The sequence below is a fragment of the Tamlana sp. s12 genome (assembly GCF_016767215.1).
GTDB lineage: Bacteria > Bacteroidota > Bacteroidia > Flavobacteriales > Flavobacteriaceae > Pseudotamlana > Pseudotamlana agarivorans.
The window spans coordinates 2452029-2469410 of the sequence record NZ_CP068547.1 but is presented as its reverse complement, the minus strand read 5'-3'; the positions used below and the strand labels follow the sequence as shown (position 1 = coordinate 2469410).

Here is a 17382-nt window from a genome sequence, read left to right as displayed (position 1 = left end):
CCTTTCAGGTTTTTAAAACCTGAAAGGTCTATATTGTTTTATTTTTTTAAATCTTTTAATCTAATTGAAACCGCGTTTTTATGCGCTTGTAAACCTTCAGCTTCCGCCATAAGTTCTATGGTTTCTCCAATATTTAAAAGGCCTTGTTTCGATATTTTCTGAAAGGTCATACTCTTCATAAAACTATCTAAATTTACGCCCGAATACGCTTTTGAAAATCCGTTAGTTGGTAAGGTATGATTGGTTCCAGAGGCGTAATCACCGGCACTTTCTGGTGTATAGTTTCCTATAAAAACAGAACCTGCATTACTAATACCATTCACATACAAATCTTCATTTTTAGAACAGATAATGAAGTGTTCCGGACCATATTCATCGATTAATTCTAAAGCTAAGTTGTCGTTTTCAACAAAAATTAATTTAGAATTGGCTATAGATTTTTCTGCAATCGCTTTACGCGGAAGTATGGCTAGCTGTGTTTCAACTTCTTTCGAAACTTTTTGAATTAATTTTTGAGAAGTTGACACCAGAATCACCTGACTATCGGTACCGTGTTCGGCCTGACTTAACAAATCTGAAGCCACGTATGAAGCATCTGCAGAATCATCGGCAACTACTAATAATTCACTTGGTCCTGCAGGCATATCGATGGCTACCCCGTATTTGGTTGCAATTTGTTTCGCAACGGTAACAAACTGATTTCCTGGTCCGAATATTTTATAAACCTGAGGAATAGATTCTGTTCCAAAAGTCATCCCAGCAATAGCTTGGATACCACCAACTTTAATAATTTTAGTCACACCACATAATTGAGCAGCGAATAAAATTTCTGGTGCTAATTTCCCTTCTTTATTCGGTGGTGAGCAAAGTACGATTTCTTTACACCCTGCAATTTGAGCAGGAACAGCAAGCATTAAAACGGTTGAAAATAAAGGAGCTGTACCTCCTGGAATATACAAACCTACCTTTTGAATAGGACGTTTTTCCTGCCAACATTGTACGCCATTTGTAGTTTCTATTTCAACTTTCGCTGTTTTTTGAATCCCATGAAAGCGTTCAATATTAGACTTTGCCAGTTTAATAGCCTCTTGAAGCTTTTTTGGAACACGGGCAATGGCTTCTTCAATTTCATTTGAAGTCACCTCATTACTTTCCAAATCTACCCCATCAAACTTTAAAGTATATTTTTTAATGGCAGCTTCTTTGTCTTCAGCAACTTCTTTAAAAATCACATTAACAGTGTCTTCAATATCGTTCACCGTTTGAGTTGGTCGTTTTAGAATTTCCGACCAATCTTCACGATTTGGGTTATTTATGATTTGCATTCTGAACTTCTTTTCTTTTATTTCCGCGAAGGCGGAAATCTTTTAATAATCACATATAAACTTGATGAGATTTCCACCTTCGTGGAAATGAAATAATCAACTTTATAACACCATTTTTTCAATAGGACAAACTAAAATACCTTGAGCGCCTTTAGCTTTTAGGTCGTCGATAACATTCCAAAATTCATTTTTGCTAATCACAGAGTGAATCGAACTCCATCCTTCTTCCGCTAAAGGTAAAACGGTTGGACTTTTCATACCTGGAAGTACATTAATAATGTCTTGAACTTTATCGTTTGGTGCGTTTAGTAACACATATTTAGAATCCCTTCCTTTTAAAACCGATTTGATTCTAAATTGGATGGTATCTAAAATTTCTTGTTTTTCCGCTGTTAATTTTGGAGAAACCGCTAAAACAGCTTCCGAAGTTAAAATCGTTTCTACTTCTTTTAAATTGTTTTTAAACAAGGTACTTCCACTTGAAACAATATCACAAATAGCATCAGCAAGTCCAATATTTGGAGCAATTTCTACCGAACCATTAATGATGTGTAGGTTTGCACTAACACCGTTTTCTTTTAAATACATTTCTACGGTATTCGGATAAGAAGTCGCAATACGCTGACCTTCTAAATCTTTAATTGAATTGTAATTTGTAGTTTTTGGTACAGCAATACAAACACGACAGGTTGAAAAACCAAGCTTTTCTACAACATTAATTCCGGCACCTTTTTCAATTAAAACGTTTTCACCGATAATAGCCGCATCAACAACACCATCTTTTAAATACTGAGGAATATCGCCATTTCTCAGATAGAAAACTTCAACTGGAAAATTCCTAGCCGATGCTTTTAATTGGTCAATACCATTGTCGATTGAGATCCCGATATCTTTTAAAATTCTCATCGAATCTTCATTTAATCGACCCGATTTTTGTACTGCAATTCTTAATTTACTCATTTTAATGGTTTTATGAGTTTGAAACAATTTAGTTGATTTTTGAAAAATAAAAACCCGCTTGATTGTCTCAAACGGGTTTAATTTATATGTTGATTTTATTCAATACAAATTCATTTCGCTTGAGTGCAAATCTGAAAATGATGATGAATATGAATAAAAGTCATGTCTTATATTTTTCTCCTACAAATATCTATAATAAAAATGATATATTCCAAATATCTATGGGCTTTCTTAATAATTTCAATAATCCGTATTTTTTAAACTTTAAAAATCATTATTTTCTAAAGGAACAATTAAAATACTGAATTATTTAATTTCTATTTACTGATTTCCTAATATAATAGGCATGCCACTGTCGCCAGAACCGATTACCACAACCTTACTATTTGGAGATTCTGCTAATTTTATAGTAGCTTCAATGCCTTTGTCTTGTAAAATTTTATCAGTTAAAGAAGCACTTAAAATTCTATTCGCATCGGCTTTACCTTGAGCCTCAATAATTACTTTTTCTGCTTCTTTAGCAGCTGTAACCAATCTGAACTCATATTCTAAAGACTCCTGCTCCTGCCCTAGTTTACGCTCAATAGCATCTTTAATAGCAGTCGGAAGCGTTACATCACGTACAAGAACTTCAACTAAATTAATGTATTGATCACTTACAATTTTTTTACTTTCATCGAATATTTCTTGTTGTATAGCATCTCTTTTAGAAGAATAAATTTGCTCTGGAGTATAGCGACCTACAACAGATCTTGTAGCCGAACGCATCGCTGGCTTTAATACACGATCTAAATAATTAGCACCCTTTTCTTGGTGTAATTTCCCCAAATCTTTAATATCTGGCATGTACCAAGCCGTTGCTTCAAGCTGAATATCTAATCCATTTGAAGATAACACTTTCATACGCTCTGTTAATTCTTGTTGACGTACCTCGTAAACAAACACCTTATTCCATGGCGCCACGATATGAAAACCTTCACCGAGCGCTGCTTCATCTGTAACAACACCACCTCCAAACGTTTTATATAATACACCTGCTTCACCAGAACCTATGGTCACAGCCGATTTTGTTATTATAACAACCAGTACAACGACTGCAATGATAAAGGGTAATGCTATTTTAGGTAATTTTTCCATTTTATATATTTATTAAATTAATCCGTTATATTTTCTTAAAAACCATTCCATACTTAGACTTAAAGCGATAATGCCTAGAAGGTATTTCCAATCGATCAAAGGTATGGTATTTTTACTACTTTTTTGAACAGACACATAGCGTTTGTCCTCTAATAATTCTTTAATTATGCCATTAGCATTATTAATAAAATAACTTGTTCCCGAGCTGTTTCTAGCCAATTGTTGTAATTTTTCAGCATTAGCATTCAAGAATTGTTGTTCTACATGATATTCTAAAATCTTAAAAGATCCAGTTTTAGTTATCTTATCGTTCTTGGTGGATAACGAGAATTCATATTCAGCAGGTTCCAATCCACTCAAATCCACTTCGTAATGGTTATTTTTTAAAATTAATGGGAATGTCTTTTCGGTTTTAGAACCTTTATTTTTCACTGTAATGTGCAAAACTTCGCGAGTATCAAAAACATAATTTTTATCAAATACTTCTGCTTTTATTATAACATGGCTATTTCCATTATAAAAAGATTGAAAATCGATATTTAAACGACTCCTTTTCTTGTTCGATGCCAAGTATTGAACAAATTTACCAATGAAATTATCAAATTCATGAAAGGACTGATTTTCTAAATAACTATGTGCTCGCCATTGCCATATATTTTCACCTAACAAAACGCCTTGGCGTCTACCTTCTGCTTCAAAAGTGAATAACAAAGGATCGTTAGTAGTAACATTTTGAACCGATTTGTTTAAAACCACATCAATTGGCTGACTAATTTGCACCCCACCATAATTTGAAAGTAAGGGCGGAAACGATTCAAAGCCCATATCATCAATATAAAAAGGACTGTAATTAGTATTTAAAACCCCTTGATAATCTTCCTTCTGGTTGGTGATATCAACGCGATACCCTAAGTTGCTATTATTGATAAAATGAAGATCTGTTTTTGTTCCAATAACGGTAAAATAATTCTTTTTAAGCGTTTTTAAGTTCTCCAAAACAGGTTTGAACTTGCTATTTGGCTGATACAATATTATTAATTGAAAATCATTTACCTTACTAACAAACTCCTTAACCCCTACTATAGAAACTGAACGCTGTTCGTTATTTTCTATACTTTTTTTTAAGGCGCCTAAATCAGGATGAGGAAAATCACTAACAATGGCCACATTGGTTTTTTCATTAATGACTTCAACAGCAAAATTTTGAATATTATTTATGGTGTTTTTTTCGTTTTCTATAGGTTTAATTTCAGCCCTATACGCGCTTACCCCAACTTTATTGGCAGGTAAAGTGAAATGAATGATTTTAGAATTATCTTGTTTTGAGAAATTAAGCGGTTTTGAATACACCTTTTGATTCCCTTGATAAACTACAAAGGTTGAGGCTACACGCTCAGAACCATTATAAACTAAAATAGTTTCAATTGGAAATTCATTTTTTAAGTAAGCATAACGATTTACGTTTAATTGTTGAATTTTTAAATCGGTATAACTTACTGTATCTCCTAAAATTATAGGGTAAACAGGTTGTTTATAACTGTTTGTTACAAACTGATAATCGTTTCCAAACGTTTGATTTCCATCGGTAAGCAATACAGTAGGCGCATTAGTGTTTTTGTAAATTTGAGACAAGGCTTTAAAAGCATCATGCACATTAGTTTGTTTATCGGTAAAATCAATGGAATCGCCTTCTCTTAATTGATTACCAAAAGTGAAAATGTTTACATTAAATTTTTCTTGAAGCTCTGTATTGTTTTTAAGGCTCTTAACAAATCCTAGTGTCTTGTCGTCTTGTTTTAAATGTTTAATCGAGCTAGAATTATCTACAGCAATAACCAAACTAGGTTTTTCAATGCTGAGTTCTATTTGGTCGAAACTCGGATTAATAATCAACAACAATACAGAAAATAAAGTAACAAACCTTAAAAACGAAAAAAACAAGTCTAGCTTAGACCTGTTTTTTCCTTTTTTAAAATACTGAAATAGCGCTAAAAGTAGCGCTATAATTCCAGCAAATATGATGTAAATAATTGTTTCTAAACTCATTAAAAAACTTAAAGTTATCGTGATGAGATTCCCTGCTGAGAGAATGACAAAAGACTTTTTTATGTTAGCATACCGCCATCAACATTAAGTGTTTGTCCAGTGATATAAGCACTCATATCACTTCCTAAAAACACACAAACATTTGCGATATCCTCTGGTGTTCCTCCTCGTTTTAAAGGAATTCCAGCTCTCCAACCTTCTACTACGGTGTCATCTAATTTAGCAGTCATTTCAGTTTCAATAAATCCAGGAGCAACAACGTTCGATCTAATGTTTCTAGATCCTAATTCTAAAGCAACTGATTTTGAAAATCCGATTATACCAGCTTTAGAAGCTGCATAATTGGTTTGACCTGCATTACCTTTAACACCAACTACAGAGCTCATGTTGATAATTGAACCTTTACGTTGCTTCAACATGGTACGTTGTACAGCTTTCGTCATATTGAAAACCGACTTTAAATTTACTTCAATAACCGTATCAAAATCTTCTTCCGAAATACGCATTAATAAATTGTCTTTTGTAATTCCAGCATTGTTTACCAAAATATCAATAGCACCAAATTCTTTAACAACTTCAGCAGCTAAAGTTTGAGCTTCTTCAAAACTAGCTGCATTACTTTTATATCCTTTAGCTTTAACACCTAAAGCAATCAATTCTTTTTCCAAAGCATTAGCAGCATCAACAGATGAGCTGTATGTAAATGCCACATTGGCTCCTTGTTGAGCAAAAACTTGTGCGATTCCTTTTCCTATTCCGCGACTAGCACCAGTTACTATTGCTGTTTTTCCTTCTAATAATTTCATTATATAATTTTTTAAAAATGCTGTATCTAACTGACTAATTTGGAATTACACACAGCAAAGCGCTTATTTAATAATTTCAGTATTAACTTCAAATATAGCAAATACAAATGGCTTCAAACAAAAAAAACCTCACAAAGATTTGTAAGGTTTTAATGTTTGTTAAGTATGTATTATGCTAATACTTCAGCAATTTTCTTACCAATTTCAGCAGGAGAATCTACGACGTGGATACCACAATCTCTCATAATAGCTTTTTTAGCTTGAGCCGTGTCATCACTTCCACCTACAATAGCACCAGCGTGCCCCATAGTACGACCTGCAGGAGCTGTTTCACCAGCAATAAATCCTACAACAGGTTTTTTACTTCCACTAGCTTTGTACCAGTTTGCAGCATCAGCTTCTAACTGACCTCCAATTTCACCTATCATTACAACAGCTTCAGTTTCAGGATCGTTAATTAATAACTCTACAGCTTCTTTAGTCGTTGTTCCAATAATTGGATCTCCACCAATTCCAATGGCAGTAGTAATTCCTAAACCTTGTTTTCCAACTTGGTCTGCCGCTTCGTAAGTTAACGTTCCTGATTTAGAAACAATACCTACTTTTCCTTGCTTGAAAACGAAACCTGGCATAATACCAACTTTAGCTTCACCTGGAGTAATAACCCCTGGACAGTTAGGACCAATTAAACGACAATCTTTTCCTTTTATGTAACTTGAAGCAGTAATCATATCTGCAACAGGAATTCCTTCTGTAATAGTAATTATCACTTTAATTCCAGCATCAGCAGCTTCCATAATAGCATCGGCAGCAAATGCTGGCGGCACGAAAATAATAGTTGTGTCTGCTCCTACTTGTTCAACTGCTTCTAATACAGTATTGAAAACAGGTCTATCTAAATGTTTTTGCCCTCCTTTTCCTGGAGTCACACCACCAACAACGTTGGTTCCGTATTCAATCATTTGGCTTGCGTGGAAAGTTCCCTCGCTCCCAGTAAATCCTTGAACAATAATTTTTGAATCTTTATTTACTAAAACACTCATAAGTGATAATTAAATGTTAATATATTTAAAAAACAAATGTAATTTTTTGAATTAACTTATTATAAGAAATTACAGTTTTTTTAGTTTGAGAATATCTAATATTTTTGGTATTTGTCGAATGGCCGCCAATTCCTTAAGCTTAACTCTTACTTCTTCAGCAGGATAGCCGAAATAAATCTTCCCTCCTGCTAATGATTTACTTATTCCAGATTGCGCTTGAACTACAGCCTTTTCACCTATCGTTATTCCGCTTGTACAACCTACTTGTCCCCAAATGGTAACTTCGTCTTCAATAACAACACAACCAGCAATACCGACCTGAGATGCTATCAAGCATTTTTTTCCTAAAACAGTATCGTGCCCAATTTGAATTTGATTATCCAATTTAGAACCTTCACCAATAATAGTATCTCCAGACACACCACGATCTATGGTACAAGCTGCACCAATATCGACATGATCTTTTATAACCACACGACCACCAGATTTTAACCTATCAAAACCCTCTGGACGTTTCTTGTAATAAAACGCATTAGCCCCTAAAACCGTTCCTGAATGAATGGTTACATGGTCGCCAATTACAGCATCATCATAGATACTCACATTAGAGTGAATAATACAATGTTCTCCAATCACCACATTATGTCCTATAAAACAATTCGGCTGAATAATACTGCTTTCTGCAATTTTTGCTGAACGCGCTATACTAGTTTCCGAAGCCTGAAACGGCTTAAAATGGTCTGTTAGTTTATTGAAATCTCTAAAAGGGTCGTCGCTAATAAGCAAAGCTTTACCCTCTGGGCAGTCTACTTTTTTGTTAATTAAAACAATAGTTGCTGCCGACTCAAGAGCTTTGTTGTAATATTTTGGATGGTCGACAAACACAATGTCGCCGGGTTCTACGACATGAATTTCATTCATACCAAGAACCTCAAAATTAGGATCGCCAACATATTCACATTGAATGAGGTTGGCGATGTCTTTAAGTGAAAATTTAGAAGGGAATTTCAACGGGTCTTATTCTTTAACACGTTCTTTATAAGTTCCTTTCTCTGTTTCTACTTTAATTTTATCTCCTTCATTAATAAAAAGAGGCACATTAACTGTAGCACCAGTTTCAACAGTTGCAGGTTTGGTTGCATTTGTTGCTGTATTTCCTTTAACACCAGGCTCGGTAGCAGTAACTTCTAAAACCACACTAGCAGGCATTTCTACAGAAAGCGGTGCATTATCTTCAGAATTAATAATAACGGTTACAACTTCACCTTCCTTCATTAAACCTGGGTTATCTAAGGCAGCTTCAACAAGTTGAATTTGACTATAATCCTCGGTATTCATAAAATGATAGAATTCGCCATCATTATATAAAAACTGAAATTTATGAGTTTCTACACGAACATCATCTAATTTATGACCAGCAGAAAATGTATTATCAATAACTTTTCCGTTTGTAACGCTTTTCAATTTTGTTCTCACAAATGCAGGGCCTTTTCCTGGTTTAACGTGTAAGAATTCTACAATTTTATAAATATCGTGATTGTATCTTATGCATAATCCATTTCTAATATCCGATGTTGTTGCCATGTATTTAATTTAATTTGATTTAAAATATCCTTTCATAATTCCGCGATGTGAGTTTTTAATGAATTGTAATATTTCATCGCGTTCTGGAGTCGCCTCCATTTCTGCTTCAATAATTTCAGCAGCTTGAGTATTGTTATAATTTTTCTGGTAGAGAATTCTATAGATATCCTGAACTTCTCTAATTTTTTCTGTTGAAAAACCTCTACGTCTTAATCCAACCGAGTTAATACCTACATAAGATAAAGGTTCACGTGCAGCCTTTACAAAAGGCGGAACATCTTTTCTAACTAAAGACCCTCCTGTTACAAAAGCGTGATTACCTATAGACACAAACTGATGAACTGCCGTCATACCAGCTAAAACAACATAATCTCCAACTGTAATATGCCCTGCAAGGGTACTATTATTAGAAAAAATACAATTACTTCCAACTATACAGTCGTGAGCAATATGACAGTAAGCCATAATTAAACAATTATCACCTACAACAGTTTTCATTCGATCTGTTGTTCCTCTATTGATGGTAACACATTCTCTAATGGTTACATTATTACCGATTTCAACGGTAGTATCTTCATCATTATATTTAAGATCTTGTGGTACTGCTGAAATTACAGCTCCAGGAAAGATGTTACAATTTTTACCGATTCGAGCACCTTCCATAATGATAACATTACTTCCAATCCAAGTGCCTTCACCAATAACAACATTATTATGAATGGTTGCGAAGGGTTCTATTACAACGTTTTTTGCAATTTTTGCACCAGGGTGCACATATGCTAACGGTTGATTCATATCTATTTAACTTTTGAGATTTGAGCCATTAATTCGGCTTCCGCACAAAGTTTACCATTGGCATAAGCATAACCTTGCATATGGCATATTCCGCGACGAATTGGTGTAATTAACGAACATTTAAAAATTAAAGTGTCACCTGGAACTACCTTTTGCTTAAATTTAACATTATCCATCTTCATGAAAAAGGTTAAATAATTCTCAGGATCTGGAACCGTATTTAATACTAATATCCCTCCTGTTTGAGCCATAGCTTCACAAATTAAAACCCCTGGCATTACAGGCGCACCTGGAAAATGACCTTTAAAGAACTCCTCATTCATTGTAACATTTTTCATTGCTGTTACATAATTATCTGTGAGTTCGTATACTTTATCTATTAATAAGAAAGGTTGCCTGTGTGGTAACATGGCCATAATTTGATTGATATCCATTAAAGGAGGTGCATTCAAATCTATTTTTGGTACATTATTTCTACGCTCATTTTTAATGATTTTAGCTAATTTCTTAGCGAACTGAGTGTTAATAAAATGCCCTGGTTTATTAGCTATTACCTTACCTTTAATACGAGTTCTAACTAAGGCTAAATCTCCTAAAACATCTAGCAATTTATGTCTTGCTGCTTCATTTGGATGATGCAAAGTTAGGTTATCTAAAATACCATTTGGTTTAACAGAAATACTGTCTTTTTTAAAGGCAGCTTTAAGTTTTTCCATGGTTTCTGGAGATATCGCTTTATCTACATAAACGATAGCATTATTTAAATCACCACCTTTAATTAAACCATTTTCTAACAGCATTTCAATTTCATGTAAAAAACTGAATGTACGTGAATTAGAAATATTTTCCTTAAAATCTGATATCGTATTTAACGTCGCATTTTGGGTTCCTAATACTTTAGTTCCAAAATCAACCATTGTAGTTACTTGATATTCTGAAGCAGGCATGATTAAAATTTCACTTCCGCTTTCTTCATCCACATAAGAAACGATATCTGTAATCTCAAACTCTTCTCTAAAAGCTTCAAGTTCTACAACGCCCGCTTTTTCAATAGCTTCAACAAAAAACTTAGAAGAACCATCCATAATTGGCGGCTCCGACGCATCCAATTCAATAATAACATTATCGACATCTAAGCCTACTAATGCAGCAAGAACATGCTCTGATGTTTGAATAACAACGCCATTTTTTTCTAAACAAGTGCCACGTTGAGTATTTGTTACATAATTTGCGTCGGCCTCAATAACAGGCTCACCTTCTAAATCGATACGTTTAAACACAAATCCTGTGTTTTCTACTGCTGGTTTGAAAGTTAAGGTTACGTTTTTACCAGTATGTAACCCAACACCATTTAAAGAAACACTATCTTTAATTGTTTTTTGTTTGAATTCAGTATTAACTATTCCCATTTATTTTTTCTAAATCGTTTATGTTTTTTACAATAGTTGGCAAGTTTTTAAAATGAACGTATGCCTTATTATAGTCACTTAATTTTATGGCCGGAGAGCCCTGTAACACTTCGTTATCTTTAACATTTCTTGCTATTCCCGATTGTGCTTGAATTCTAACATTATCTCCAATAGTGATATGTCCTGCAAGTCCGACCTGACCACCAATTTGACAATGCTTTCCTATTTTAGTAGAACCAGCCACGCCAGTTTGAGCAGCAACAACAGTGTTTTCTCCTATTTCAACATTATGTGCTATTTGAATTTGATTATCCAATTTCACACCTTTTCTAATTATTGTAGATCCTAGTGTCGCTCTATCTATAGTTGTAGCAGCGCCTATATCAACAAAATCTTCAATAATCACATTCCCTATTTGAGGGATCTTACTATAACCACCATCCTCATTTGGTGCAAAACCAAAACCGTCGGCTCCAATTATGGCTCCTGAGTTAATAACACAATGACTCCCTATAATGGTATCAGAATAAATTTTAGCTCCGGCAAAAACAATGGTGTTATCTCCTATAACAACATTTTCACCCACAAATGCATTGGGATAAATTTTTACATTTTCCCCAATAACAACATTATCAGCTATATATGAAAAGGCACCAACATATAAGTTTTCTCCAAATGTGGCTGATTCCGAAATAAACGAAGGGCTTTCAATCCCTGATTTATTCAGTTTTGCAGAATTATAAAATTCTAAAATTTTAGAAAAGGCCAAATAGGCATCTTCTACTTTTATCATTGTGGTTTCGACCTCATGTTCTGGAACAAAAGACTTATTCACTATAGTGATTGAGGCCTTAGTTGTATATATATGATGCTTATATTTGGGGTTCGCTAAAAACGTTAACGCGCCTTCAAACCCCTCTTCTATCTTTGAAAGTTTAGAAACTTCAATGTCAGGATTCCCATCAACATCACCTTCAAGTATTCCCGCTATTTGCTGTGCTGTAAATTTCACACTATAAAACTTTGATGTTTTTTTTGATTCTTGCAAAAATAGAAAAAAATGTGTTAAACTTTATCCTTTGGATAACAGATATAATATTTAGTTACTGGTTTTGATAAAGCTTTTAAGTTTAATTGGTCGGAAGCCTTAACAATATCTTGAATTTTCCCCGATTTATGCAAAATATTAATCTGCTTATCTTTTATTTGATAAGCTTGGTTTGAAATCTGCCCCGTAAACACAAAGTAATGTGCCTCTTCTTTGGAAATATCATAGGTTTCCATTAAACTATTCAAGCGTTTTTCCAGACTTTTATCCTTAATGTTTTTATTTCTAATTTTTATTTTAAGCAAATCTCTATTGATAATCATTTTACACAATTCACTTAACACAAAATCATCATGAGACTGCCACTCTTTCATGGCTGAAATGATATCAAAATCATCTAATTGAGCAAAAACGTCAAGAGTTTGCTCATCAAAATTATTGGTAGATATTTTATTATTTAAAAAGTACATTAATGCCTTACTAGCCTTTAAATCTACACCTAAATCATGTAACTCATTAGCTCTTTTTAAAACACGAATTAATAATTGTTCGGCTACCAATCCCGTTTTATGCAGATAAACTTGCCAGTACATTAAACGCCTAGCAATTATAAATTTTTCAACACTATAAATGCCTTTTTCCTCAATAACTAATTCATCTTCAACAACATTTAGCATCGTAATTAAACGTTCGCTATTTATATTTCCTTCAGCTACACCGGTGTAAAAACTATCTCGCTTTAGATAATCGGCACGATCCATATCTAGTTGACTAGATATTAATTGATATAAAAACTTTCGAGGGTATTCACCTTTAAAAATTTGAATAGCAAGCGTTAAACTTCCGTTAAATTCGGTATTTAAACGCTCCATGAAAAGCAGCGAAATTTCCTCATGAGAAACATTATTAACAATGGAATGTTCCATAGCATGAGAGAATGGTCCATGACCAATATCATGTAATAAAATGGCTGCATAGAGTCCATTTTCTTCCTCTTCAGAGATAGTAACCCCTTTAAAACGCAGCACATTAACGGCCTGTTGCATTAAATGTACGCATCCGATAGCGTGATGAAATCTTGTATGGTGCGCTCCCGGATATACCAAATACGACATACCCATCTGGGTAATCCTGCGCAATCTTTGGAAATATTTATGTTGAATTAAATCGAAAATTAGCGAATTAGGAATCGTAATAAATCCGTAAATTGGGTCGTTTAATATCTTAAGTTTATTCAAACTTTAACTTTTACAATTAAATATATACAAATATAGCTATATGAATACAATAAAAATACTTTGGGTTGATGATGAAATTGATTTGTTAAAACCTCATATTTTATTTTTAGAAAAGAAAAACTACAAAGTAACTAAATGTAAAAGTGGCTCTGAAGCTATAGATATTTTAGATGAAGAAAATTTTGATATCGTTTTTTTAGATGAAAACATGCCTGGACTTACAGGCTTGGAAACATTAAACGAAATTAAAACCAAGCAGGACACCTTGCCTGTAGTAATGATTACTAAAAGTGAAGAAGAATATATAATGGAGGAAGCTATTGGTAATAAAATTGCCGATTATCTTATAAAACCAGTAAACCCCAATCAAATTCTTCTTAGTTTAAAAAAGAATTTAGATCATTCTAGGTTAGTTTCCGAAAGAACAACCTCTAACTATCAGCAAGAATTCAGGAAAATATCGATGGATTTGGCTATGGTAAATAGTTATGACGAATGGTGTAACTTATATCAGAAATTAATTTATTGGGAAATTCAGTTGGAAGAAATTGAAGACATAGGCATGTTTGAAATTCTTGAATCTCAAAAAAATGAAGCTAATTCCTTGTTTGGTAAATTTATAGAAAAAAATTACGAAGACTGGTTTACACCTAATACAGATGCGCCAACCATGTCTCACACTTTATTTAAGGACAAAATTGTTCCAGAACTTAGCAAAGCGCAACCTACCGTTTTAGTTGTGATTGATAATTTGAGATACGACCAATGGAAAGTTTTCGAACCTATAATTAACAACTATTACAAGAAAGAAAAAGAAGAGGCTTTTTATAGTATTCTCCCTACTGCGACTCAATACGCTAGAAATGCCATATTTTCTGGACTTATGCCTTCGGATATGGAAAAACTATTTCCTGATTTTTGGAAAAATGACACCGACGAAGGCGGTAAAAACTTACACGAAGCAGACTTTCTAGAAGCGCAAATGAAGCGTTTAGGGCTAACCGATCTTAATTATGAATACCATAAAATCACCAGTTTAAAATCTGGAAAAAAACTTGCTGAAAATTTCAAATCACTAAAAGAAAACGATTTATCAGTTATAGTTTACAATTTTGTAGATATGCTATCACACTCTAAAACAGAGATGGAAGTTATAAAAGAATTAGCTTCAAATGATAAAGCTTACCGCTCCCTTACCTTAAGTTGGTTTAAAAACTCGCCTTTATTAGAAATGATTCAGCAAGCCAATCAACTAGGTTTTAAGCTAATTTTGACCACCGATCACGGTACAATAAATGTTAAAAACCCCTCAAAAGTTGTTGGAGATCGTGATACTAGCTTAAACTTACGTTACAAAACTGGACGTAGTTTAACTTACGATAAAAAGGAAGTGCTTGAAGCTAAAAATCCGAAAAGCCTACACCTACCTTCTATTAATATGAGCAGCTCTTTTATTTTCGCCAAAGGAGATTCTTTTTTCGCTTACCCTAATAATTACAATCATTATGTAAGTTATTTCAGGAACACCTATCAACACGGTGGCGTTTCTTTACAAGAAATGATAATTCCTTTCGTAGTTTTTAATCCGAAATAAGCTCTCATTTTCTACTTAGGTTTTAATTAAACAAATTATTAATTTTGGGCACCTAAATTTTTTGAAAATTGGAAATAACTTACGAATTATCTGGAGTTGAGCAAGTCGCTAAAGACATTATTAAGCAAGCCAAAACCAAAACCATTTTATTTTATGGAGATATGGGTGTTGGTAAAACAACATTAATTAAAAAGATCGTTGAAGTTTTAGGTAGCGAAGATGAAGTGAGTAGTCCTACTTTTTCAATTGTGAATGAATACAATTTAAAAGAAGGCAAATTATATCACTTTGACCTTTACCGTTTAAAAAGCACGGAGGAGGCTTACGATTTTGGTATTGAAGATTATTTAGATTCCGGTTACTGGACACTGATTGAATGGCCTGAGAAGGTTGATATTAGTTTATTCGACGAATTTGACGAAGTCCGTATTAGTTTGGATGATGATAATACACGCTCTTTAACCCTTGTTTAAGTCAGCAAACAATCTTCCTGAATTTATACACAAGGTGAAAAATAGTATATGAAAAATAGTCAGGAAAACGATAGACCTTCAAACTTTAGAAGTATTGTAAAAAAAACAGTAACAGGAGGCAGTTTAGTGGCGCTCATGATTGCCGTTACACCTTATTTATTTTATTTACATGAAAGCGTTCCAAAAGATAAAATTTGGAACACCTTTTTATTTACATATAACAGTCGATATTTTGGTGATGCTAACACAGCCATGTGGATTTTAACAGGTAAAATTATACCACTTTACTTATTGCTTATTTGGTTTTTTACTTGCCGACAATGGTGGTATCATTCATTAATTATACCGATAGCTATGTATAGCTACCAAATTCTTGGGTTTCTAAATGATGATTTAACTTATATAGATAGTTCTAGACAATTATTTGTAATTGTTCCTATAATTGCAGTGATCATTCCATCTATTTACATTGTTAGAGCCAGGATATTTTATAAGATCAATGAAGCAGATAAGTCCATTCAAGAGCTAGAAGATGAACTCAGAGTATCTCCCAAGAGTTTTTGGGGAACTATTAAAAAGTATTTCTAATTTCTAAATCAAAAACACACCAAACCTCATTTCATTTTTAAGATTTATTTCTCAAGAATCAGCATCATTATAAAATTTATTTGTAATTTGAATTTTTATTAAGCGCACCTTCTAATGGCCAAGCAATTATCACCTTTTACCAAGCAACAACTTATTCCACAGGAAGAAACTCTAGAAATTTTCAGAAAAAAAGGAGAGTTATTTATAGGTATACCAAAAGAGACAGCTTTCCAAGAAAAACGAATTTGCTTAACTCCCGATGCCGTATACGCCTTAGTGAGTAATGGCCATCGTGTTTTATTAGAGTCTGGAGCAGGAAACGGAGCCAATTTTACAGATAGAGATTATAGCGAGGCTGGCGCCGAAATCACCAAAGACACGGCTAAAGTTTTTTCGTGTCCGATGATTCTAAAAGTAGAACCCCCTACTCTAGAACAAATTAAAATGATAAACCCGCAAACCATTTTAATTTCTGCGCTACAATTAAAAACACAAACTAAAAAATATTTTGAAACTCTGGCTACTAAGCGTATTACAGCTTTAGCTTTTGAGTTTATTCGTGATACCGACGGTAGTTATCCTGCTGTAAAATCATTAAGTGAAATTGCTGGGACGGCTTCCGTATTAATAGCTGCAGAGTTATTATCTGAACCTAAAAATGGCAACGGACTTATGTTTGGAAACATCAGTGGTGTGCCACCCCTTGAAGTTGTCATTTTAGGCGCTGGAACTGTTGGTGAATTTGCTGCTAGAAGTGCCCTTGGACTAGGTGCGGGTGTGAAAGTATTTGATAATTCTATCACCAAACTACGCCGTATTCAAACCCATTTGGGTCGACCTATATTTACCTCTACCATTCAACCTAAAAATTTAGCCAAAGCTTTAAAACGATGTGATGTCCTTATTGGAGCCGTTCGTGGTTCAAACAGAGCGCCAATTGTCGTTACAGAAACCATGGTTGAATCTATGAAAAAAGGCGCGATTATTATTGATGTAAGCATCGATATGGGTGGCTGTATTGATACTAGTGAAGTGACATCCCACAAGCAACCTACCTTCCTTAAACATGATGTTGTTCATTATTGTGTGCCTAATATCCCTGCACGTTATCCGAGAACTGCTTCCGTTTCGATAAGTAATATTTTCACCCCATATCTTTTAAAAATTGCCGAAGATGGCGGTATAGAAAATTCTTTAAGATTAGATCGAGGTTTAAAAAATGGGTTGTACTTTTACCACGGAATTTTAACAAGCAAATCTGTTGGTGAATGGTACGATTTAAAATATAGCGATATAAACTTGCTTATATTTTAAAAGTTCACCCATTTATTGTTCT

At 33.8% G+C, this 17382-nt stretch carries 16 protein-coding genes; 4 read left to right on the top strand and 12 right to left on the bottom strand.

Going from position 1 to position 17382, the window contains the following annotated elements; genetic code table 11:
- Nucleotides 1-38 precede the first annotated feature (38 nt).
- The 12 genes from hisD to JJL45_RS10745 all read right to left on the bottom strand — a co-directional run bounded on the left by hisD (nucleotide 39) and on the right by JJL45_RS10745 (nucleotide 13391).
- Nucleotides 39-1325: a histidinol dehydrogenase gene (gene hisD / locus JJL45_RS10800; RefSeq protein WP_068604603.1), complete on the bottom strand. Its 1287-nt coding sequence runs from the start codon at nucleotides 1323-1325 to the stop codon at nucleotides 39-41.
- A 102-nt stretch (nucleotides 1326-1427) separates the two neighbouring features.
- The gene (hisG, locus tag JJL45_RS10795) at nucleotides 1428-2285 is read right to left on the bottom strand and encodes an ATP phosphoribosyltransferase (protein WP_068604769.1); all 858 of its coding nucleotides are present in this window, start codon (nucleotides 2283-2285) and stop codon (nucleotides 1428-1430) included.
- Between the two features lie 321 nt (nucleotides 2286-2606).
- Nucleotides 2607-3422 carry a prohibitin family protein gene (locus tag JJL45_RS10790; RefSeq protein WP_067149341.1) on the bottom strand — a complete coding sequence of 272 codons (816 nt, stop codon included), beginning with the start codon at nucleotides 3420-3422 and terminating at the stop codon, nucleotides 2607-2609.
- Between the two features lie 12 nt (nucleotides 3423-3434).
- A complete protein-coding gene (locus tag JJL45_RS10785; RefSeq protein ID WP_068604600.1) occupies nucleotides 3435-5468 on the bottom strand; it encodes a VWA domain-containing protein in 2034 nt (677 codons plus the stop codon).
- Nucleotides 5469-5527: 59 nt separating this feature from the next.
- Entirely contained in the window at nucleotides 5528-6274 is a 747-nt protein-coding gene (gene fabG / locus JJL45_RS10780) for a 3-oxoacyl-[acyl-carrier-protein] reductase (RefSeq protein WP_068604598.1), read from the bottom strand.
- Nucleotides 6275-6444: 170 nt separating this feature from the next.
- Complete coding sequence (sucD, locus tag JJL45_RS10775) at nucleotides 6445-7317, bottom strand: succinate--CoA ligase subunit alpha (protein WP_067149345.1); 873 nt, start codon at nucleotides 7315-7317, stop codon at nucleotides 6445-6447.
- A 69-nt stretch (nucleotides 7318-7386) separates the two neighbouring features.
- Nucleotides 7387-8328: a UDP-3-O-(3-hydroxymyristoyl)glucosamine N-acyltransferase gene (locus JJL45_RS10770; RefSeq protein ID WP_068604596.1), complete on the bottom strand. Its 942-nt coding sequence runs from the start codon at nucleotides 8326-8328 to the stop codon at nucleotides 7387-7389.
- Between the two features lie 6 nt (nucleotides 8329-8334).
- Nucleotides 8335-8901 (bottom strand): elongation factor P, encoded by a 567-nt coding sequence (gene efp / locus JJL45_RS10765; protein ID WP_068604594.1) that lies wholly within the window; start codon nucleotides 8899-8901, stop codon nucleotides 8335-8337.
- 9 nt (nucleotides 8902-8910) lie between these two features.
- Nucleotides 8911-9696, bottom strand: coding sequence for an acyl-ACP--UDP-N-acetylglucosamine O-acyltransferase (gene lpxA / locus JJL45_RS10760; RefSeq protein WP_067149351.1), 786 nt, complete (start codon nucleotides 9694-9696; stop codon nucleotides 8911-8913).
- 2 nt (nucleotides 9697-9698) lie between these two features.
- Nucleotides 9699-11105, bottom strand: coding sequence for a bifunctional UDP-3-O-[3-hydroxymyristoyl] N-acetylglucosamine deacetylase/3-hydroxyacyl-ACP dehydratase (locus JJL45_RS10755; RefSeq protein WP_068604592.1), 1407 nt, complete (start codon nucleotides 11103-11105; stop codon nucleotides 9699-9701).
- Entirely contained in the window at nucleotides 11092-12117 is a 1026-nt protein-coding gene (gene lpxD / locus JJL45_RS10750) for a UDP-3-O-(3-hydroxymyristoyl)glucosamine N-acyltransferase (protein WP_068604767.1), read from the bottom strand. Before lpxD ends, JJL45_RS10755 begins: the two co-directional genes overlap by 14 nt.
- Nucleotides 12118-12170: 53 nt before the next feature.
- Nucleotides 12171-13391: an HD domain-containing protein gene (locus JJL45_RS10745; protein ID WP_068604590.1), complete on the bottom strand. Its 1221-nt coding sequence runs from the start codon at nucleotides 13389-13391 to the stop codon at nucleotides 12171-12173.
- Between the two features lie 40 nt (nucleotides 13392-13431).
- Here JJL45_RS10745 and JJL45_RS10740 point away from each other — a divergent pair, with 40 nt between their 5' ends.
- The 4 genes from JJL45_RS10740 (at nucleotide 13432) to JJL45_RS10725 (ending at nucleotide 17360) form a co-directional block, all read left to right on the top strand.
- Nucleotides 13432-14985: a PglZ domain-containing protein gene (locus JJL45_RS10740; RefSeq protein WP_068604588.1), complete on the top strand. Its 1554-nt coding sequence runs from the start codon at nucleotides 13432-13434 to the stop codon at nucleotides 14983-14985.
- Between the two features lie 68 nt (nucleotides 14986-15053).
- Nucleotides 15054-15458 (top strand): tRNA (adenosine(37)-N6)-threonylcarbamoyltransferase complex ATPase subunit type 1 TsaE, encoded by a 405-nt coding sequence (gene tsaE, locus JJL45_RS10735; protein ID WP_068604587.1) that lies wholly within the window; start codon nucleotides 15054-15056, stop codon nucleotides 15456-15458.
- Nucleotides 15459-15506: 48 nt separating this feature from the next.
- Nucleotides 15507-16046, top strand: a complete 540-nt coding sequence (locus JJL45_RS10730) for a hypothetical protein (protein WP_068604584.1) — start codon at nucleotides 15507-15509, stop codon at nucleotides 16044-16046.
- A gap of 114 nt (nucleotides 16047-16160) precedes the next feature.
- Nucleotides 16161-17360, top strand: a complete 1200-nt coding sequence (locus JJL45_RS10725) for an alanine dehydrogenase (protein ID WP_067149363.1) — start codon at nucleotides 16161-16163, stop codon at nucleotides 17358-17360.
- Nucleotides 17361-17382: the final 22 nt, after the last annotated feature.

Excerpts from the sequence above, each read along its gene's own strand:
- JJL45_RS10730 (WP_068604584.1), top strand. The coding sequence starts at position 15,507 with ATGAAAAATAGTCAGGAAAACGATAGACCTTCAAACTTTAGAAGTATT.
- sucD (WP_067149345.1), bottom strand. The coding sequence starts at position 7,317 with ATGAGTGTTTTAGTAAATAAAGATTCAAAAATTATTGTTCAAGGATTT.
- JJL45_RS10725 (WP_067149363.1), top strand. The coding sequence starts at position 16,161 with ATGGCCAAGCAATTATCACCTTTTACCAAGCAACAACTTATTCCACAG.
- JJL45_RS10755 (WP_068604592.1), bottom strand. The coding sequence starts at position 11,105 with ATGGGAATAGTTAATACTGAATTCAAACAAAAAACAATTAAAGATAGT.
- JJL45_RS10740 (WP_068604588.1), top strand. The coding sequence starts at position 13,432 with ATGAATACAATAAAAATACTTTGGGTTGATGATGAAATTGATTTGTTA.
- hisD (WP_068604603.1), bottom strand. The coding sequence starts at position 1,325 with ATGCAAATCATAAATAACCCAAATCGTGAAGATTGGTCGGAAATTCTA.
- fabG (WP_068604598.1), bottom strand. The coding sequence starts at position 6,274 with ATGAAATTATTAGAAGGAAAAACAGCAATAGTAACTGGTGCTAGTCGC.
- JJL45_RS10785 (WP_068604600.1), bottom strand. The coding sequence starts at position 5,468 with ATGAGTTTAGAAACAATTATTTACATCATATTTGCTGGAATTATAGCG.
- efp (WP_068604594.1), bottom strand. The coding sequence starts at position 8,901 with ATGGCAACAACATCGGATATTAGAAATGGATTATGCATAAGATACAAT.
- JJL45_RS10790 (WP_067149341.1), bottom strand. The coding sequence starts at position 3,422 with ATGGAAAAATTACCTAAAATAGCATTACCCTTTATCATTGCAGTCGTT.
- hisG (WP_068604769.1), bottom strand. The coding sequence starts at position 2,285 with ATGAGTAAATTAAGAATTGCAGTACAAAAATCGGGTCGATTAAATGAA.
- lpxA (WP_067149351.1), bottom strand. The coding sequence starts at position 9,696 with ATGAATCAACCGTTAGCATATGTGCACCCTGGTGCAAAAATTGCAAAA.